We start from the raw sequence: 17,246 nt of genomic DNA on the forward strand, positions 1-17,246 counted from the left end.
GAGCAAGGCCGAACTCGCCGAGATCACCAAGAAGTGCGTCGCCATGTCGCAGCTGCGCGAATCGTTCGTCAACCTCACCATCACCCGCGGCTACGGCAAGAAGAAGGGCGAGAAGGACCTCACCAAGCTCACCCATCAGGTGTACATCTACGCCATCCCCTACCTGTGGGCCTTCCCCCCTGCCGAGCAGATCTTCGGCACCACCGCCATCGTCCCGCGCCACGTCCGCCGCGCAGGCCGCAACACCATCGACCCCACCATCAAGAACTACCAATGGGGCGATCTCACCGCCGCCAGCTTCGAGGCCAAGGACCGCGGCGCCCGTACCGCCATCCTCCTGGACTCCGACAACTGCGTCGCCGAAGGACCCGGCTTCAACGTCGTCATCGTCAAGGACGGCAAGCTCGCCTCCCCCTTGCGCAACGCGCTGCCCGGCATCACCCGCAAGACGGTCTACGAACTCGCCGACCAGATGGGCATCGAGGCCACCCTGCGTGACGTCACCAGCCAAGAGCTCTACGACGCCGACGAACTCATGGCCGTCACCACCGCAGGCGGCGTCACCCCCATCAACACCCTCGACGGCGAGAAGATCGGCGACGGCACACCCGGACCCATCACCACCGCCATCCGCGACCGCTTCTGGGCCTTGATGGACGAAAAGGGGCCACTGATCGAAGCCATCGACTACTGACGGTCAACGTCACCTCCCTTGCCCGCTTCGGGCGGTCGCGGATCCGCGGTCGGCCGTAGGATCGGGCCACCGTCGCGGGCAAGGGAGCCAGGCATGGATGGTCAGTGGGGCCGGGGTTTACGTCGGCCCGGCCGAGCCCGCTCCTGGTGGGTGTTCCTCACCGTGGTGGTCGTGCTGGTCTTCGCGGTCGGCATCGCCGTCGTGAGCACCGCACTCAAGCGCACTGACTCGTCCTCAGCCGGTTCCGCATCCTCGCCGCTCACTTCGCGGCAACCGACGCAGGCACCCATCGCCGCCGATCTCTTGCTGAGCGCCGAGGACGTCAGCGCGGTGATGAAGACGTCGATGGTCGACGAAGGTTTGACAGCGGATCTACCCGCCACGGGGGTCACGGTCAACCCGGCCGAATGCACCGGGGCCTTCGACCCTTTCGACGATCTCACGATGGCACAGGTCAGTCCGAGGTACACCACCATTGCCGACCAGAACCTCGTCGATCGAACCCGCCAGGACGAGCACCTGGCGCAGGGCGCGAGCATCTTTGCCTCGGCCGCGGATGCTCAGCACTTCTTCGCTCGGCAGACCCACGACTGGAATGCCTGCGCGAGACACCAGCTCACGGCCTTCTTCCCCCGCGCCGACAAGACCCAACACCACATTCTCGGCGTCCCCCGGGTGGACGGCGACCTGATCACCCTGACCTTCGGCGACGATCGGCGGCAATGCCAACGCGCCCTGGGAGTGAAGGCGGACGTCATCGTCGACGTCCGGGCCTGCGGGCCGACGATCGACGCCGAGGGCGCGACCGTCGCCACCGACATCCTCGCCAAGATTCCCTGATCCGATAATCGACGACGAGCGACTCGAACAGTGAGTCGGCCGAACCGGTCCAGTCGAAGTTACTGGGCAGCCACTGCTTTCAGATCACGGCGAGGGCGGCGCTGGCAACGACGATCGTGGCGACGAAGCCGATGACCGCCCACACGAATGGATTGCGCTGTATCTCCATGGCGACGATTGCACCGACCACGGCGACGAAGAGACCCGCGATCAGGATCGCGATCGCAGGTCCGCCGCGCGGGATGACGCCGGCCGCCTCCAGATGCACCGCCGCAACCGAGATCCACCTCATGCCCGAACCCTAGGCGGCCAACCTGGACGTCCCTGGGTGTTCGCCTAGCCCAGCGCGACGAGCTCCTCGACCGAGTCCAACGGCAGCATTCCCTCGACCCAGGCGTTCACGTTCATGCTCGTCAGGTTGATGCCCCCGCCGTGGTTGTCGAGGAATGCGGTGTCGGCGGCGTCGCGGCCGGTCGCGATGCGCACCATCGTCTGCCGCGGCGCCAGGCACGTCGCATCGACCACCCGCCACATCCCGTCGACGTACGCCTCGGCGACGGCGTGGAAGTCCATCGGGTAGCAGCCCGGCGCGTAGACCGCGACAAGGCGGGCGGGCACGTTGACCGCACGCAAGAGCGCGATCACCAGATGCGCGTAGTCACGGCACACACCAGTCCCGGCGAGGACGGTGTCAGCCGCGCCGTCGATGGGATCGCTTGACCCGGGAACGTACTGCAACCGCGTGCCCACCCAGGACGACACCTTCTCCAGCAGCGTGACGGACTTGGCCAGGTTGCCGAATTCCGTTGCGGCGAAACCATAGAACTTGTCCGCCTCGGAATAGCGGCTGGGCCGTAGGTAAGTCGAGAGATCGATCTCGGTGACCGGCGCCGGCTCGGCCTGACCGATGATCGTCGCCTGGTAGTTCGCCAGGACCGTGCCCTTGCCCGCATCGAACTTGTGGATCCGGGTGCCGTGCTGACCCACCAGCTCGAGCGGCTCGATTACGGTGCCGTTCAACGTGAATGACAACTCCTCGGAAACCTCGGCACCGGGTTGCGGGGCGACCGCAATCTGGAACTCGAGCGTCGTCGGGTCGAAGATCTCGACCTGGAGCTGAGCTCCGACCTCACGCCTCATGGGATCACCAAGACTTTCCGTGCTCGTACTAAGGAGAGACGCGGCAAGCGCATCGTGTCGGCTGATCGGTACCCGGCGAGGACCCCGGCCAAACACGAATGGGGCGCGTGTCGGCCAGGCTCACACCGACGTGACGCTCGTGAGTTTAGGGGAGGATCGAGTCCACGTACCCACCATCGACACGGACGGCGGCGCCGGTCGTCGCGGACGCGAGCGGTGAGCTGAGATAGGTGACCATGGCCGCGATCTCGTCGGGCTCGATCAGGCGCTGAATCAGCGACTGTGGGCGGTGCTTGCGCATGAACTCGCGCTGCGCCTCGTCCCACGGCAGATTCGCGTCGACCAGTTGGTAGACGAAGTCCTCGACACCCGCGGTGTGCGTCGGGCCGGCGATCACGGAGTTGACGGTGACGCCCGTTCCCGCCGCGTCCTTGGCGAATCCCCGCGACACCGCCAGCAACGCCGTCTTCGACGTCCCGTAGTGGATCATCTCCTCGGGGATGACGATCGCGGAGTCGCTGGCGATCTGGATGACCCGGCCCCAGCCCCGTTCGGTCATCGCAGGCAGATACGTCCGGATGAGGCGTACGGCCGACAGCACGTTCACGTCGAAGTAGCGGCGCCACTCGTCGTCGGTGATGTCCCGAGCCGGGACCGCGCCGAAGATGCCGAGGTTGTTGATCAGCACGTCGACGTCCGGCAGTTCACTCACCAGCTCGGCGACGCCCTCGGCGGTGGTGACGTCGGCCGCAATGCCGACCACGTCACCCTCCAACGAGGCGACGGCCTCGTCGACACGGGCCGCGGTACGGCCGTTCACCACGACCCTGGCACCGCTGCCCGCGAGACCCTTGGCGATCGCAAGACCGATGCCCTGGGTGGAGCCGGTGACGAGGGCGGTCTTACCGGTCAGGTCGATGTGCACGAAGCAGTATTACCCCCGCGCGGTGCGGGCTATTCCCCAACCCGACTCGTTAGTCCTGCTTGCTTTCACATGACATTCCCAGGAGAGTATGGAACCGTTTTGCAAGGACCGTTCCGCCTGGGCAACGACGCGAGGCGACGCCGGAAGATGTGAGGAACCCATCCCACGGCGCTACGGCTCCGAATGCTCGAGGGGTCAAACCTATGAACCGCGGCCCCCGTTGACGATGAGGAGATCTTTGTGCGCCGGTTGTTCATCACGGCTTTCATGGCGGTTCTGCTGCCCGTGTTCGCCGGTTTCGTAGGTGGCTCCGCCACCGCGTCCGCCTTCTCACGACCAGGCCTGCCGGTCGAGTACCTGATGGTGCCCTCGGCGGGCATGGGCCGCGACATCAAGGTGCAGTTCCAGAGCGGCGGCGCGAACTCTCCCGCGGTGTACCTGCTGGACGGCCTGCGTGCCCAGGACGACTTCAACGGCTGGGACATCAACACCCAGGCGTTCGAGTGGTACGACGGCTCCGGCCTGTCGATCGTGATGCCCGTCGGCGGCCAGTCCAGCTTCTACTCCGACTGGTATTCGCCGGCGTGTGGCAAGGCAGGCTGCCAGACGTACAAGTGGGAGACGTTCCTGACCCAGGAACTGCCCGCGTATCTGGCCTCCGAGAAGCAGGTCAAGTCCACCGGCAGCGCCGCGGTCGGGCTGTCGATGGCCGGCTCGGCGTCGATGAACCTGGCGATCTACCACCCGGAACAGTTCATCTACGCGGCATCGCTTTCGGGTTTCTTGAACCCCTCCGAGGGCTCGTGGCCGTTCCTGATCAACGTGTCGATGGGTGACGCAGGCGGCTTCAAGGCGAATGACATGTGGGGCCCGACGGAAGACCCGAACAGCGCCTGGAAGCGCAACGACCCGATGGTGAACATCCAGCAGCTGGTCAACAACAACACCCGCATCTGGGTCTACTGCGGCAGCGGCACGCCCAGCGAGCTGGGCGGCAACAACATGCCGGCCAAGTTCCTCGAGGGCCTGACCATCCGCACCAACAAGACGTTCCAGGAGAACTACATCGCGGCGGGCGGCAAGAACGGCGTCTTCAACTTCCCGGACTCCGGCACGCACGACTGGCCGTACTGGGGTGCGCAGTTGCAGCAGATGAAGCCCGACCTGATCAGCCACCTGCTCTGAGGCCGGCGCTCACCACCTGATCCCGACGGCGATCGCGGCCAGCACGCCGATCAGCGGGGGCACCCGGAAGAGCAGCATCAGGGTGCCCGCGATGATCACCGCGATCGCCAACGGCCCGGTGGCGGCTTGCTTGACCAGAGACCAGTCGGTGACGGCCAGCAGCGCCACGACCGCGAGGGCGAGTGATCGCAGCATCGCGCGGAAGCGCGGCAGGTGGATCAATCGCTGCTTGGCCCGCTGCACCGCGAGGACCAGGAACGGCGGCACGACGACGGCGGCGCAGGCCACCAGGCTGCCCGTGATGCCGCCCATGAAGTAGCTGGCCGCGATCAGATAGAGGCCGTTGGGTCCGGGGCTGATGTTCCCGACTGCAAGAGACGGCAGCACGACGGCGTCCGGCGACACGCCGTTGGACGACAGCTGACTCTCCAGCACCGGCAGCGAACCGAGCCCGCCGAAGCTGAACAAGCTGGCGACCATGATGACGACGAAGAGGTGGCTAAGCGGCATCTGCATCTCCCGGGTCGTCCCAATCGTCGGGGTCCTTCGACACGAAGAGGGCGGGGAACAGTAGCCCGACGGCCACGGCGGCCAGCAGCATCCAGACGGGGTTGGGCACCAAGGCACCCAGTGCGACGTAGCCGATGAAGCCGGCGGGTCCGCGCCAGTGCCGATCCACCAGGAGCGTGTCCTTGAGGAGCAGAAGGGCCAGCGCGACCGCGAACCCGGCGGCGACGGCGGCGACCATGTCCAACGGGCCCGCCGACCAGGATTCGTCCTTGACCAGGACGTAGAGGCGCGCCAGCAGGATCGTGATGGTGATCGAGGGCAGCAGCATCCCGACGAGGCCCGCGAGGACGCCCCGCAGCCCGTCGACCTTCTTGCCGATCAGGATCACCTGGGCCAGGATCGTGATTCCCGGGGTGACCCTGCTCAAGACGACGGTCTCGAGAAATTCGTCTTCGGTCAGCCAGTGCTTGCGCAGTGCGAGCTGGCGCATCGCGACGATGGTGGCGCTCCCGCCACCGAACGCCGTCGCACCGATGCGCAGCATTCCCAGGAAGACCTGAAACCAGGTGTGGCCGGAGCGATCTGTTGATTCAGGATCCGCTCCGGCCACCGGTCGAACTCGCTCTCTGGGGCTAGTACTTCCAGCTGCGGTCGGGGGTGGCGACGTCGATCTCGACACCGTCGAGATCCTTGAACTTGAAGAATCGCGGCGGCCACTGTTCCTTGTCCTCGCCGTAGATCTCGATGCCGTAGCCCTTGAGTGCCTCGGCGGCGCGTGCGGTGTCCTCGATCTCGACACCGATGTGGTTGGGGCCCAGGGTGCCCTGCGTCCACACCGACGTCTCCACTCGCTCATCGGGGCAGAGAAGTGAGTAGTTCACCTCGCCGTCGGACAGGTCGAGCGCCTTTCCTGGGTAGTGGCCCGGCGTCCTGACGTCGCCAAGACGCTTGAAGCCGAACACCTTCTCGTAGAACTCGGCCGACCGTTCCAGATCTTCTGTCACGATCCCCAGATGGCGGATCCGCATCTTTTCCTCCTGAGAATTCTGCTAGTCAGACGTTCTGTCTGCAATACAGAAGCTAATTGGGGCTGCGTCGAGAAGTCAAGACCCATACGGCAGTTTCGCTGGACAAATTTCCTCTGTGCCGACAACATGTCTGTTATGCAGACATATCCAGTGTCGGGGGACGGCGCTCAACCGGCCTACCCGATCACCTCCGTGGACAACGCCCTGCGTCTGATCCGGCTGTTCAACGACCGCGACACCTTGCGCTTGACGGATGCCTGCAGCTATCTGGGCGTGGCACATTCCACGGCCCACCGACTGCTGGCCATGCTGATTCACCACGGATTCGTTCAGCAGGACCCCCAGTCACGGACATATCGGCCAGGCCCGACGCTGCTGGAGATCGGTCTGTCGGTCGTCGAGAAGAGTGACTTCCGCAGCAGGGCAAGACCTCTGCTGGTCGATCTCGCCGACCAGTTCAACGAGACGGTGCACCTCATGACGCTCGAGGGCACGAAGGTTCGTTACGTGGACGCGGTCGAGAGCACCAGGGCGCTGCGCGTGGCCCCGCGCACCGGCAGCCTGTTGCCTGCCCACTGCACGTCCGGCGGAAAGGCGCTGCTCGCCGAACTGACCGACGAACGCATTCGGGCGATGTACGCCGACCCGGCGTCGATCGTGCCGCAGACCGACCGCTCGGTGTCCTCGGTGCCCTTGCTGATCGCCGCCCTGGAGGAAGTGCGGGCCAACCGGTATGCCACCAACTACGAGGAGAGCGAGGAAGGCGTCGGGTCGGTGGCGATAGCGCTGCGCGACGGCAGCGGAAGGGCGCTGGCCGCGGTGGCGGTCGCCGTCCCCACTACCCGGCTCAGTCAGGAGAGGCGCCGCGAGATCGCCTCGGTTCTGATCGAGCGGGCAGACGAGCTACGGCTCTAGGCCAACACCCGTATGTCTGCTCTAAAGAAATTGTCCGCAGAGACTTGACCGCGAGTCCCCGCCCAGAGTTACATACGTCACATAGCTTCTGTAATGCAGACACAATGTCTGTCTGGAAGAAATAGGCGGTGTGCGGCGGATGCGTCGGATGGACTTCTACACGGGCCTGGTGACCGCGGTGGTTGGCGCGGCAGCGACCTGGAATGCCAGGGATCTGTCGATGTTCGGCGCTCACAACGTGCCGGGTCCCGGGTTCTTCCCGAAGATTCTGGCCGGCCTGCTGATCGTGCTCGGGCTGCTGCTGGCCGCCATCGCCGTGCGCGAAGGCTCTGAGGAGCACGAGGCCGATCGCGCCGAACCCGGTGCTGCCCGGCGGATGCTGCGGCCAGTGGGAGTGCTGATCGTGTTCGGCGTGATCGCCCCGCTGGTCGCCATCATCGGCTACATCCCGGCGATGGTGCTGCTGGTCCTGGTGATCCTCTACGGCATCGAGCGCCGCCGCGACTTCCGCAGTCTCCTGGCGGCGGTGCTCATCCCGGTGGCGACCTACGTCCTGTTCGCACATCTCTTCGCCATTCCGCTGCCCTCCGGCCCGCTGTTCCCCGCCTAACCGACACCGTCGGTGAAAGGACTTCGTCTTGAACGCGCTTGAAAGCCTCGTCGACGGGCTCGGCACGGCCCTGACCCCGATGAACGTGATGTGGGTGCTGATCGGTGTCACTCTCGGCACCATCGTGGGAATCCTTCCAGGACTTGGAAATCCGGCGGCTGTACTGGCCGTGCTGTTGCCGTTGACCCTCAAACTGCCGCCCACCACCGGGCTGATCATGATGGCTGGCCTGTATCACGGCGCCAAGTTCGCGGGTTCGACGACCGCGATCCTGTTGAACATTCCCACGGAGACCTCGTCGGTGGTGCTCTGCTACGACGGGCACCAGCTCGCACGGAAGGGCCGCGCCGGGCCCGCCATGGGAATGTCGGCGATCTCCGGCTTCGTCGCGAGCACCGTCGGTGTCATCGCGCTGACCTTCCTGGCTCCGATCATCGCCAAGTTCGCGGTGGCCTTCGGTCCGCCAGAGTTCGCGTGCCTGATGGTCTTCGGGCTGCTACTCGTCATCACCGTCACGGGCAAGTCGCCCGTCAAGGGCTTCATCTCGATGGCGCTGGGGCTTCTGATCTCCACGGTCGGCGTCGACTTGTTCAGCGGCACGGAGCGTTTCACCTTCGGCAACATCAACCTCTTCGACGGGGTCGAGTTCCTGGTGCTGACCCTCGGCATGTTCGCCGTCGCCGAAGTGCTGATGAACGTCGAGGAGCAGCGGGGCAAGTCATTGCTCGCCATCCCCAAGGGAATCCGAAACCTACTGCCCACCATGCAGGATCTCAAGGACTGCCGCGGGGCCATCGTCCAGGGTTCCGTCACTGGATTCCTGGTCGGGGCGGTCCCGGGGGGCGGCTCGACGATCGCCTCGTTCGTCTCCTACACGCTGCAGAAGAACATCTCGAAGAATCCCGAGAAGTTCGGCAAGGGCACGATGGAGGGCGTCGCAGCGCCGGAGGCGGCCAACAACTCTGAAGTCGGCGGCGCCATGGTTCCGCTGCTGTCACTCGGTCTTCCTGGCAGTGCCAGTACGTCGGTGATGCTCGCCGCCCTGCTGCTGTTCGGAATCCAGCCGGGGCCAAGGCTTTTCGAGACCAACCCCGAGATCGTCTGGCCGGTGATCGCGAGTCTGTATCTGGGCAACGTCGCGCTCCTGGTGCTCAACCTTCCGATGATCCCGCTCTGGGTTCGGCTCCTGAAGATCCCGTACTGGGTGCTCTACCCGGCGATCCTGGTGCTCGCGGTCGTCGGCGCCTACAGCGTGCGCGGCTCGATGTTCGACATCTACATGCTGATCTTCTTCAGTGCCCTTGGCTATGCATTCCGCAAACTCTCGATCCCGCCGACCCCGCTCCTGATGGCGTTCGTCCTCGGTCCGCAGGCGGAGAACGCAATACGCCAGTCGCTGATCCTGTCCGACAACAGTCTTCTGATCTTCGTGGAGCGCCCGATCTCGGCCATCGTGCTCGGGCTCGCAGTGATCGTCGTCGTGCTCGCCATCCTCAGTCGGCGCCGCGGTAATCGGCTGCCCACCAAGGACAGCGTGTTGCCCGACCTGGAGCTCGACGACCTGACCGCACCCGACCCCAAGTCCGAACCAGCCCTGAACAAGAACGTCGAAACCCGAGAGGTGAACCAATGAACACCACCATCAAGCGCCTGGGCGTCCTGGCAGCGAGCGTGGCCGTCGCGGTGGGAACCGCGGCCTGCGGCGCCTCGACCACCACGGCGGCCGGCGGGACGCCGAACAACGTTCAGTTCATCGTGGACACGGGACCCGGTGGCGGCAGCGATCTGTTCGCGCGCCAACTCATCAAGATCGCCCGCGACAACCAGATCCTGAAGGACAACTGGCCCGTCATCGCGAAGCCCGAAGGTGGCGGGCTCGGCGCGATGGCCTTCCTCAAAGGCAAGCCAGGCGACTCCAACTTCATCTCGGCGTTCACGTCGAAGTGGATCATCGGCGGCCTTGCCGCGGCATCGGCCCCCGCAGTCCTGACCGACCTGACCCCAATCGTGATGCTGGCGGACGAGATACAGGTCATCGCGGCGCCCGCCGATGCTCCCTTCAACACGATGGCTGAGTTCCTCGCTGCCGCCAAGAAGAATCCCGGTGAGATGGTGCAGACCGGTGGATCGCCGAACTCGGTGGACAACCTCGTCGCGCTGGAGATCGAGAAGAACTCCGACGTGAAGTGGAAGTACCTGTCCTTCGACGATGGCGCGCCGCGCATCACGGCGATGCTGCGCGGTGACGCCCAGATCGACATCGGCGCCATTCCGGACTTCGCAGACCAGATCGATGCGGGCAAGTTGAAGTTGATCGGTGTCTTCTCCGACAAGCGGGTGCCCGACTTCCCGAACGTCCCGACGATCGCCGAGCAGAAGATCGATCTTGGCGAGTTCCCGGAACATCTGCAGTTCCGCGGGATCGCCGGACCGCCGAAGATGTCGGACGAGGCCGTCAAGTTCTATCAGGACTTCTTTCAAAAGGTCGCCGCCACGGACGCGTGGAAGCAGTATCTGCGCAGTGAGGGTCTGAATCCCGAGTTCGTCGTCGGCGACGAGTTGCACAAGCAGATAAACGATTTCACCGACGCGGCCAAGCCGCTCGTGGCGAATATGGCCAACAACGGATGACCGACCTGCAAGACGAGCCGACCAAGACCCGATCCCTGGCCGACTTCGTGTCCTCGGTGACACTGGCGGGCCTGCCGCCCGACGTGGTGCACGGCGCCAAGAGGGCGCTGGTCGACTGGCTGGCCGCGGTGCTCGCCGGATCGGTGGAACCGGCTTCGGCCAAGTTGCGGGACGTGATCGCCGCCGTCGCGTCGGAACCGGTGGCCACCATCATCGGCTCCGGCCAGAGCACCAGCGGTCCGTTCGCTGCGCTGGCCAACGGATACTCCTCGCACGCAATGGATTTCGACGACGTGTTCAACCCGCCTGAGACCACCATCCACCTCGGTTCGTGCGTGTGGCCCACGGTGCTGGCGATCGCCGAGATGCGGCCGCTGTCCGGTGCGCAGGCGTTGGCGGGTTACGTGGCCGGTTTCGAGGTCGGCGCCCGGGTGGCGCGGGCCGCCGGGATCACCCACTTCGAGAGTGGATGGCAGGTGACGGGTACCGCCGGTCACCTTGCGTCAGCCGCGGCCGGCGCGCGAGCACTCGGACTCGGCGGCGCCGCAACGGCCAACGCGATGGGCATGGCAGCCGCCCAGGCGTCGGGCATTCGGGAGAGCTACGGCAGCGACGCCAAGGCGCTGCAGCCCGCCCGAGCGGCGATGAACGGAGTCCTCAACGCACTGATGGCCGAGCGCGGCATGACGGCAAGGGACACCTCCATCGAGGGGGAGCGCGGTCTGCTCTCGGTCATCTCGCGCGCGCCGGAACCCGAGATCCTGGTTGAGTCACTGGGCGAGGTGTGGTCGGTGTTGTCGAACGGGCACAAGCTGTACCCGAACGCATCGCTGCTTCATCCCGCGATCGACGCCGCCATCGAGTTGACCAAGGACCCGCGGTTCGCGATCGACGCGGTGAAGTCCGTCGAGGTGCGGATGCTGCCGTTCGCCGCATCGGTCACGGGGCTGGTGCACCCCGCTCCTGGGTCGGAGGCGCGGTTCAGCGCCGCCCACTGCGTGGCATTCGCATTGCATGCGGGCTATCTAGGGCTCGACAGTTTCTCGGCGGCCGCCGTCAACGACCCCGAGGTCGCGCGACTGCGGGGGCTGGTGACGGTCCGCGCCGACGACACCGTCGGCAAGCGGGGCGCGCGCATCAGCGTCACGCTGAATGACGGCACCGTGCTCGACCACGAGGTGCTCGCCAACCGCGGCACACCCGAAAACCCGCTGTCCGACGACGACTTGAATGCCAAGCTGCGCTCGATCGCAGTACCGCGCCTCGGCGTCCATGCGGCCAACGAGCTGTTGGCCGAATGCTGGGACTGGGACCTCGTGGCCAGGGCCAGCGACGTGCTGAGGCCGTTCCGTCACCCGGACTGATCCGCGCGCGTCAGAACCCGTCAGCCACCCTCACCACGGTGCGACCCGAGAACGTACCTGCCCTCACCCGATCGATGACACCGACCACGTCCTTCACGTCGACGTCACTGGTGATCTGTGAAAGTCGTTGCGGCTTCAGTGAACCACCCAGCAGCGCCCACAGCTCACGTCGAGGGCCGATCCGCATCAACACCGAGTCCATGCCGAGCAGGGCAACTCCGCGGAGGATGAACGGCAGCACCGTGGTGTTGAGCGTCGGACCGCCGGTCAGTCCGCTGGCGGCCACGGCACCGCCATAGGACACGGTGCTGAGCACGTCGGCGAGGGTGGCGCCGCCGACGCAGTCCACCGCGCCCGCCCAGCGGGTCTTGCCAAGCGCCCGCGGCTTGGCGTCGGGATCGGCGGGAAGTCGGGGGATGACCTCGGCGGCGCCGAGTGCCTTCAATCCGTCGCTCGCGTCCGGCTTTCCCGTGGACGCGACCACCTCGTAGCCCGCCGCCGACAGCAGGTCGACACTCACCGAACCGACGCCGCCGGTCGCTCCCGTCACCACGATGGGACCGTCCTGCGGGTTGATGCCACGGCCGATCAGCGCCTGCACGCTCATCGCGGCGGTGAAACCCGCGGTGCCGATCGCGGCGCCCTCGTACGGGCTCAGCGAGCCGAGGGCCACGACTTGGTCGGCGGGCACCCTGGCGTACTCCGCGTAACCACCGTGCCGTCCGGTACCGATTTCATACCCGTGTGCCAGCACGGAGTCACCGACGCCGAACTCGTCCGACGTCGAGGCCACCACCTCGCCGGTCAGGTCGATACCCGGCACGATCGGATAGTCGCGCACCACCCCGCCCTTGGGGGTGAGCGCCAGGGCATCCTTGAAGTTGACGCTGGAGTAGGCCACCCGGATCGTCACCTCACCGGGCGGCAGGTCCGATTCCGACAGTGTCTCCACCGTCGCGTCGATGCGATCACCGTCTTGCCGCGCGACCAGCGCCTGAAAGTCGTCCATGCCCCCGACGGTATCTCCTCGGTCAGGGCTGGGCAGCTACTTCAGCTCAGCCGACGACAACCCGAGCACCCGACGCGCGACCACCAGCTGCTGAATCTGCTGGGTACCCTCGAAGATGTCGAGGATCTTCGAATCCCGCGCCCACTTCTCCAACAGCAGTTCTTCGGAATAGCCAGTGGTCCCGGCCAATTCGACGGTCTTGAGGGTGATGTCGCTGGCCACCCGCGCCGCCTTGGCCTTGCCCATCGACGCCTCTTTCGAGTTGGGGATGTTGTTGTCGGCCTGCCACGCCGACCGCAGGGTCAGCAGGTAGCCGGACTCCCAGTCGGCCTCCATGCGCAGGAACTCCGCGGCGGCGGCGTGCTGCACGTGCGCCGGCTTGTCGTAGGAGATCTCGACTCCGGCGTCGGTGAGGAGCCGGCGAAGCTCCTCGAGTGATGCTCGAGCGATGCCGACGGCCATCGCCGCCACGATGGGTCGGGTGTTGTCGAACGTCTCCATGACGCCGGCAAAGCCCTTGTCCACGTTGATCTCCGGGCTGCCGAGCAGGTAGTCCTTCGGGATCCGGGCGTTGTCGAAGCGGATGACCGCGGTGTCGGATGCCTTGATGCCCAGCTTGTGCTCGAGGCGCTCGACGGTGACACCGGGGTGCTCGCGCGGCACGATGAACGACTTGATGGCGGCGCGGCCCTTGGTCTTGTCGAGTGTTGCCCAGACCACGATGTGGCTGGCCCGGGACCCTGCGGTGACGAAGATCTTCTCGCCGTTGATCACGTACTCGTCGCCGTCGAGCTTCGCCGTCGTCGACACGGCCGCCGAGTCGGAGCCGAAGCTGGGCTCGGTGATGGCCATTGCCGCCCAGACCTTCCCGAGTCGGGCGAGCTGCTCATCGGTAGCCACCCCGGAGACCGCGGCGTTGCCAAGTCCCTGGAAGGGCACCGACAGTAGGAGGGCGACGTCGCCCCAACTGATCTCGAGGGCATTGACGAGCGCAGACATGTTGGCGCCGTTGACGTTCTCCTTCGGCCCTTCGACACCGCGGAACGCGTCGGTTCCGGCAAACAAGATGGTGTTGGCCGCCGTCATGCCCTCGAAGAGGTCGGCGAGCGTGTCCAACTCGATGGGGTAGGCGTGCTCGGCGAGGTCGTACTTGCGCGAGATCGGCCGCAACATCTCCGCGGCGGCGCCGTGGGCCATGTCGATGACGGCCTGCAGCTTCTTCGGCATTTCCAGATTGATTGCCATGACTGGGTTTTCCGTTCCTGGTCTGGTGTTTCGGCCGTTGGGGGCTTAGAGGACGGCGCCGCTCATAGAACGACGACGCCCTCGGCGACGCCGAGTGCACGCAGGTCGCGGTACCAGCGTTCGACGGGGTGTTCCTTGGTGAAACCGTGGCCGCCGAGCAGCTGGACGCCGTCCAGACCAATCTGCATGCCCTTGTCGGTGGCGATCCGCTTGGCCAGCGATGCTTCGCGGGCGAACGACAGGCCTTGCTCGGCGCGCGACGCACCACGCCAGGTGATCAGTCGGAGCCCGTCGAGTTCGATGGCGATGTTGGCGCACATGAATGCCACCGCCTGGCGGCGGGCGACGGGCTCGCCGAACGCCTCGCGCTCCTTGACGTATGGGATGACGTAGTCGAGCACCGCGTGAGACGTACCGACTGCCAGTGCGGCCCAACCCAATCGGGAGAGCGCGATGGCCTCCGAATAGTCCCTGGCGTATTCCCCGTCTTCCGCCCCGACCTCACCAAGGCGGTTGTGCAGCGGCACCGCAACGTTGTTCAGCTCGACGCGGCCGAGGGCGGCGGCGCGGATGCCCATGCTCGGGTCCGCCTTGACGGTCAGTCCCTCGGAGCCGGACTCGACGATGAACAATGCCGGCTTGCCGTTGAGCTGGGCGGCGATGACGAACAGCTCGGCGTCGGCGGCCGCGGGCACCAGGGACTTGACGCCCGTGAGCCGGTAGCCGCTCGGAGTGCGGACGGCGGTCGTCTTCAGCGCGGTCGGGTCGAACAGGGCATGCGGCTCGGCGATCGCGACGCACGCCTGCGGGACGTTCTCGCCTGCGAACTCGCGAAGGTAGGTGGCCTGCTGGTCGGCGCTGCCCCAGTGGGTCAGTGCCGAGGCGACGCCGCCGGGGGCGAGAATCGGCAGCGCGAGTCCCATGTCGCCGTAGGCGAGAGCCTCGGCGACGAGCGCGTTGGTGACCGTGCTGCGCTGCGCGGCAATGCCGTCGAAGTCCTCGGGGACGTTGATCGCCGTGACACCGATTTCGGCGGCCTTGTCGATCAGGCCGGGGGGATGGGCAGCGGCGGCGTCGGCATCGTGGGCGACCGGGCGCAGCAACTCCTCGGCGAATTCGGCGACCGTCTCGACGATCATCTTCTGTTCGTCGTCGGGAGTCAGGTCGAAGTAGTCTGCGCCGCTGGGCTTGAGGCGGGTCGGCGGCTTGCCGATGCCCTGGACCCGCTTGAACTGGCGGGTCGATGCGCCGAGTGCTGAGAACGTCGTCTTGACGCCGTAGCGCAGGCTGCGGTTGAGCGGATCCCGGAGGCCGTGCTTGTCCAGGAACTCCTGACCCAGCAGCGGTGTGATCAGTGCCAACCCAAGGGCGGTCGGCGAGCGCTTGTACTTCTGCAGGCCTATCGCGCTCTCGCGCGCCCGGCTCTGCTCGTGGCCGTTGGTTGACGGCAGGGTGTTGGTCATGTTCGCAGCCTCGTGTCGTTGGGGCAGTGCTTCATGACCGTATCTTACTCCGGAGTAAGATAAGCGTGTTCTGTAATCAACGTCACGGGGCTGGCGGCACGTCCAATCCGTCGTCCCCGGTCGAGCCCCACACGGACACCGGAACGAACGGCACGGTGATGCGGGGGTCGGCGACCGCAGAAGGAGCGACGACTGCGGCGCCCATTCCGGCCAACGCTGCGGCTGCGAGGATCGTTGACTTCTTCATCCGGACGACGTTAGTAGATTGGGCCGCCAGGGAATCGGGGGTTTCCGAAACTCCTTCGTGCCGTTGGTGCTACGTCAGCGAGAGCCTGCCGAGTACCTCGTCGTGCAGTAGTCCATTGGTGGCGAGCGCGCTGCCGCCATGGGGCCCCGCCGTACCGCCGAAGTTGGTGAACCGGCCGCCGGCTTCGCGGACCAGGACGTCGAGTGGCGCCAGGTCCCACAGTTTGACCTCGGGCTCGGCAACGATGTCGACCGCGCCCTCGGCAAGCAGGCAATAGGACCAGAAGTCGCCGTAGCCGCGCACCCGCCACACGGCGTCGGTGAGTTCGACGAAGCGTGCGCGGCGCTCCTCCCAGCCGGTGGTGAGGTCGGAGAACGACAGACTGGCCGAGTCCAGCGAGGCCACGCCCGACACCGAGATGCGCCGACTGACTCCACGAAACGACGTGTACGCACCTTCGCCGGCGCCTGCCCACCACCTCCGACCCAATGCGGGCGCGCTGACCACGCCGACGACGGGCACGCCCTCGTCGAGGAGCGCGATGAGCGTCGACCAGACGGGGACGCCCCTGACGAAGTTCTTGGTGCCGTCGATCGGGTCGAGCACCCACTGCCGCCCGTGGAAGACCGCGGTGCCCCCGAACTCCTCGCCAAGCACCGCATCATCGCGCCGATGGGTCGCAAGTAGGCCGCGAAGCAGTTTCTCCGCAGATTCGTCGGCATCCGTCACCGGGGTGAGATCGGGTTTCGTCTCGATCCGTAGGTCCAGCGCACCGAACCGATCCAGGGTCAACGCATCGGCCTGATCGGCCATCTGGAGCGCGAGGCCGATGTCATCCGCAAGGGTGGGCATGGCAGCAGTCCTACCATGGGGGCGTGTTGGAATTCGCCGTGGTCTTGCTGTTGGTCGGTGGCATCGTTCTCCTGTTGGGACCTCGCATCATGCGGGCACGCCGCGGTGGCGGCCCTGGCGCAGGCGGCGGCATCGGGGGCAACATGGTCCACGGCACACTGCTGATCACCGGCGTCAGCGCCGGCGCCGATTCCGATGGTTCACAGAACGTGACCATCACCGGGGTCATCAACGGGCCGACGGTGCGCGAACACGAGGTGTATGGGCAGATGGTCATGCCCGTCGGCAGCTCACCGTCGGCGGGTCAGCTGCTCCCCGTCGTCTACTCCCCGAAGAATCCCGACAAGTGGGGCTTCGCGCCGACCCCGCCGCCCGAGGCGCCCGAGTCGGCCACCGAACTCCGTTAGGCGGCGAACTTCGCGATCTCGATGCCGACGCGGTACTCGATCTGGCTGAGCTCGACTCTGGGCGCCCCCGGTAGGGCCGGCGCCGTGGACCGGTGAACCGCTCCGGTCGGGGTGATGAATTCGGCTGTGTGACAGCCCTTGTCATCGCAGGCCGCAGTCACCGTCCAGCCGGGGGCTTCCT

Annotated in this window: 20 protein-coding genes and 1 pseudogene; 9 read left to right on the forward strand and 12 right to left on the reverse strand. The window is 66.1% G+C overall.

Annotated elements, in window-relative coordinates; all coding sequences use genetic code 11:
- Window positions 1-694: aminotransferase class IV (locus ACRDUX_RS27595; RefSeq protein WP_526418480.1), on the forward strand; the 694-nt coding region annotated here is incomplete at its 5' end.
- Window positions 695-787: 93 nt separating this feature from the next.
- Window positions 788-1,534: a sensor domain-containing protein gene (locus ACRDUX_RS27600; RefSeq protein WP_526418482.1), complete on the forward strand. Its 747-nt coding sequence runs from the start codon at window positions 788-790 to the stop codon at window positions 1,532-1,534.
- Window positions 1,535-1,613: 79 nt separating this feature from the next.
- Here ACRDUX_RS27600 and ACRDUX_RS27605 read toward each other — a convergent pair whose 3' ends face one another.
- The 3 genes from ACRDUX_RS27605 to ACRDUX_RS27615 all read right to left on the reverse strand — a co-directional run bounded on the left by ACRDUX_RS27605 (window position 1,614) and on the right by ACRDUX_RS27615 (window position 3,599).
- The gene (locus tag ACRDUX_RS27605) at window positions 1,614-1,826 is read right to left on the reverse strand and encodes a hypothetical protein (RefSeq protein WP_526418484.1); all 213 of its coding nucleotides are present in this window, start codon (window positions 1,824-1,826) and stop codon (window positions 1,614-1,616) included.
- 44 nt (window positions 1,827-1,870) lie between these two features.
- Window positions 1,871-2,674: a transglutaminase-like domain-containing protein gene (locus ACRDUX_RS27610; RefSeq protein WP_526418486.1), complete on the reverse strand. Its 804-nt coding sequence runs from the start codon at window positions 2,672-2,674 to the stop codon at window positions 1,871-1,873.
- Between the two features lie 145 nt (window positions 2,675-2,819).
- Window positions 2,820-3,599: an SDR family NAD(P)-dependent oxidoreductase gene (locus ACRDUX_RS27615; protein ID WP_526418488.1), complete on the reverse strand. Its 780-nt coding sequence runs from the start codon at window positions 3,597-3,599 to the stop codon at window positions 2,820-2,822.
- A gap of 267 nt (window positions 3,600-3,866) precedes the next feature.
- Here ACRDUX_RS27615 and ACRDUX_RS27620 point away from each other — a divergent pair, with 267 nt between their 5' ends.
- The gene (locus ACRDUX_RS27620; RefSeq protein ID WP_526418490.1) at window positions 3,867-4,784 is read left to right on the forward strand and encodes an alpha/beta hydrolase; all 918 of its coding nucleotides are present in this window, start codon (window positions 3,867-3,869) and stop codon (window positions 4,782-4,784) included.
- Between the two features lie 9 nt (window positions 4,785-4,793).
- Here the strand turns inward: ACRDUX_RS27620 and ACRDUX_RS27625 are convergent, their stop codons facing one another.
- Genes ACRDUX_RS27625 through ACRDUX_RS27635 form a run of 3 tightly spaced genes read right to left on the reverse strand, consistent with a single transcriptional unit; the run spans window position 4,794 to window position 6,322 of the window.
- The gene (locus ACRDUX_RS27625; protein ID WP_526418492.1) at window positions 4,794-5,294 is read right to left on the reverse strand and encodes a chromate transporter; all 501 of its coding nucleotides are present in this window, start codon (window positions 5,292-5,294) and stop codon (window positions 4,794-4,796) included.
- On the reverse strand, window positions 5,284-5,904 hold the full coding sequence (locus ACRDUX_RS27630) for a chromate transporter (RefSeq protein WP_526418494.1): 621 nt from the start codon (window positions 5,902-5,904) through the stop codon (window positions 5,284-5,286). The genes ACRDUX_RS27625 and ACRDUX_RS27630 overlap by 11 nt, the downstream gene beginning before the upstream one ends.
- Before the next feature lie 22 nt (window positions 5,905-5,926).
- Complete coding sequence (locus ACRDUX_RS27635) at window positions 5,927-6,322, reverse strand: VOC family protein (RefSeq protein WP_526418496.1); 396 nt, start codon at window positions 6,320-6,322, stop codon at window positions 5,927-5,929.
- 135 nt (window positions 6,323-6,457) lie between these two features.
- Here ACRDUX_RS27635 and ACRDUX_RS27640 point away from each other — a divergent pair, with 135 nt between their 5' ends.
- From ACRDUX_RS27640 to ACRDUX_RS27660, 5 genes are all read left to right on the forward strand, one after another.
- Window positions 6,458-7,237: an IclR family transcriptional regulator gene (locus ACRDUX_RS27640; protein WP_526418498.1), complete on the forward strand. Its 780-nt coding sequence runs from the start codon at window positions 6,458-6,460 to the stop codon at window positions 7,235-7,237.
- A gap of 148 nt (window positions 7,238-7,385) precedes the next feature.
- Entirely contained in the window at window positions 7,386-7,847 is a 462-nt protein-coding gene (locus ACRDUX_RS27645; RefSeq protein ID WP_526418500.1) for a tripartite tricarboxylate transporter TctB family protein, read from the forward strand.
- Window positions 7,848-7,875: 28 nt separating this feature from the next.
- Window positions 7,876-9,480 (forward strand): tripartite tricarboxylate transporter permease, encoded by a 1,605-nt coding sequence (locus ACRDUX_RS27650; protein ID WP_526418502.1) that lies wholly within the window; start codon window positions 7,876-7,878, stop codon window positions 9,478-9,480.
- A complete protein-coding gene (locus ACRDUX_RS27655) occupies window positions 9,477-10,478 on the forward strand; it encodes a Bug family tripartite tricarboxylate transporter substrate binding protein (protein WP_526418504.1) in 1,002 nt (333 codons plus the stop codon). Before ACRDUX_RS27650 ends, ACRDUX_RS27655 begins: the two co-directional genes overlap by 4 nt.
- A complete protein-coding gene (locus tag ACRDUX_RS27660) occupies window positions 10,475-11,842 on the forward strand; it encodes an MmgE/PrpD family protein (RefSeq protein ID WP_526418506.1) in 1,368 nt (455 codons plus the stop codon). The genes ACRDUX_RS27655 and ACRDUX_RS27660 overlap by 4 nt, the downstream gene beginning before the upstream one ends.
- Window positions 11,843-11,852: 10 nt before the next feature.
- On the opposite strand, the gene ACRDUX_RS27665 is transcribed toward ACRDUX_RS27660, so the two are convergent.
- The 5 genes from ACRDUX_RS27665 to hisN form a co-directional block, all read right to left on the reverse strand.
- Entirely contained in the window at window positions 11,853-12,851 is a 999-nt protein-coding gene (locus ACRDUX_RS27665) for an acrylyl-CoA reductase family protein (protein WP_526418508.1), read from the reverse strand.
- Window positions 12,852-12,887: 36 nt separating this feature from the next.
- Window positions 12,888-14,096 carry an acyl-CoA dehydrogenase family protein gene (locus ACRDUX_RS27670; RefSeq protein WP_526418510.1) on the reverse strand — a complete coding sequence of 403 codons (1,209 nt, stop codon included), beginning with the start codon at window positions 14,094-14,096 and terminating at the stop codon, window positions 12,888-12,890.
- A 62-nt stretch (window positions 14,097-14,158) separates the two neighbouring features.
- Window positions 14,159-15,559 (reverse strand): acyl-CoA dehydrogenase family protein, encoded by a 1,401-nt coding sequence (locus ACRDUX_RS27675; RefSeq protein ID WP_526418512.1) that lies wholly within the window; start codon window positions 15,557-15,559, stop codon window positions 14,159-14,161.
- An 82-nt stretch (window positions 15,560-15,641) separates the two neighbouring features.
- Window positions 15,642-15,806 (reverse strand): hypothetical protein, encoded by a 165-nt coding sequence (locus tag ACRDUX_RS27680; RefSeq protein WP_526418514.1) that lies wholly within the window; start codon window positions 15,804-15,806, stop codon window positions 15,642-15,644.
- Window positions 15,807-15,875: 69 nt separating this feature from the next.
- Entirely contained in the window at window positions 15,876-16,658 is a 783-nt protein-coding gene (gene hisN / locus ACRDUX_RS27685) for a histidinol-phosphatase (RefSeq protein ID WP_526418516.1), read from the reverse strand.
- 23 nt (window positions 16,659-16,681) lie between these two features.
- Here hisN and ACRDUX_RS27690 point away from each other — a divergent pair, with 23 nt between their 5' ends.
- Complete coding sequence (locus ACRDUX_RS27690) at window positions 16,682-17,065, forward strand: hypothetical protein (protein ID WP_526418518.1); 384 nt, start codon at window positions 16,682-16,684, stop codon at window positions 17,063-17,065.
- Here the strand turns inward: ACRDUX_RS27690 and ACRDUX_RS27695 are convergent.
- A pseudogene (locus tag ACRDUX_RS27695) lies at window positions 17,062-17,246 on the reverse strand (HNH endonuclease); the annotation flags it as partial. The gene ACRDUX_RS27690 and the pseudogene ACRDUX_RS27695 sit on opposite strands and share 4 nt — an antisense overlap.

It is taken from the genome of Mycobacterium sp., from assembly GCF_050701675.1.
GTDB lineage: Bacteria > Actinomycetota > Actinomycetes > Mycobacteriales > Mycobacteriaceae > Mycobacterium.

Excerpts from the sequence above, each read along its gene's own strand:
- ACRDUX_RS27635 (WP_526418496.1), bottom strand. The coding sequence starts at position 6,322 with ATGCGGATCCGCCATCTGGGGATCGTGACAGAAGATCTGGAACGGTCG.
- hisN (WP_526418516.1), bottom strand. The coding sequence starts at position 16,658 with ATGCCCACCCTTGCGGATGACATCGGCCTCGCGCTCCAGATGGCCGAT.
- ACRDUX_RS27680 (WP_526418514.1), bottom strand. The coding sequence starts at position 15,806 with ATGAAGAAGTCAACGATCCTCGCAGCCGCAGCGTTGGCCGGAATGGGC.
- ACRDUX_RS27655 (WP_526418504.1), top strand. The coding sequence starts at position 9,477 with ATGAACACCACCATCAAGCGCCTGGGCGTCCTGGCAGCGAGCGTGGCC.
- ACRDUX_RS27675 (WP_526418512.1), bottom strand. The coding sequence starts at position 15,559 with ATGACCAACACCCTGCCGTCAACCAACGGCCACGAGCAGAGCCGGGCG.
- ACRDUX_RS27640 (WP_526418498.1), top strand. The coding sequence starts at position 6,458 with ATGCAGACATATCCAGTGTCGGGGGACGGCGCTCAACCGGCCTACCCG.
- ACRDUX_RS27670 (WP_526418510.1), bottom strand. The coding sequence starts at position 14,096 with ATGGCAATCAATCTGGAAATGCCGAAGAAGCTGCAGGCCGTCATCGAC.
- ACRDUX_RS27660 (WP_526418506.1), top strand. The coding sequence starts at position 10,475 with ATGACCGACCTGCAAGACGAGCCGACCAAGACCCGATCCCTGGCCGAC.
- ACRDUX_RS27625 (WP_526418492.1), bottom strand. The coding sequence starts at position 5,294 with ATGCCGCTTAGCCACCTCTTCGTCGTCATCATGGTCGCCAGCTTGTTC.
- ACRDUX_RS27665 (WP_526418508.1), bottom strand. The coding sequence starts at position 12,851 with ATGGACGACTTTCAGGCGCTGGTCGCGCGGCAAGACGGTGATCGCATC.
- ACRDUX_RS27610 (WP_526418486.1), bottom strand. The coding sequence starts at position 2,674 with ATGAGGCGTGAGGTCGGAGCTCAGCTCCAGGTCGAGATCTTCGACCCG.
- ACRDUX_RS27620 (WP_526418490.1), top strand. The coding sequence starts at position 3,867 with ATGGCGGTTCTGCTGCCCGTGTTCGCCGGTTTCGTAGGTGGCTCCGCC.
- ACRDUX_RS27645 (WP_526418500.1), top strand. The coding sequence starts at position 7,386 with ATGGACTTCTACACGGGCCTGGTGACCGCGGTGGTTGGCGCGGCAGCG.
- ACRDUX_RS27605 (WP_526418484.1), bottom strand. The coding sequence starts at position 1,826 with ATGAGGTGGATCTCGGTTGCGGCGGTGCATCTGGAGGCGGCCGGCGTC.
- ACRDUX_RS27600 (WP_526418482.1), top strand. The coding sequence starts at position 788 with ATGGATGGTCAGTGGGGCCGGGGTTTACGTCGGCCCGGCCGAGCCCGC.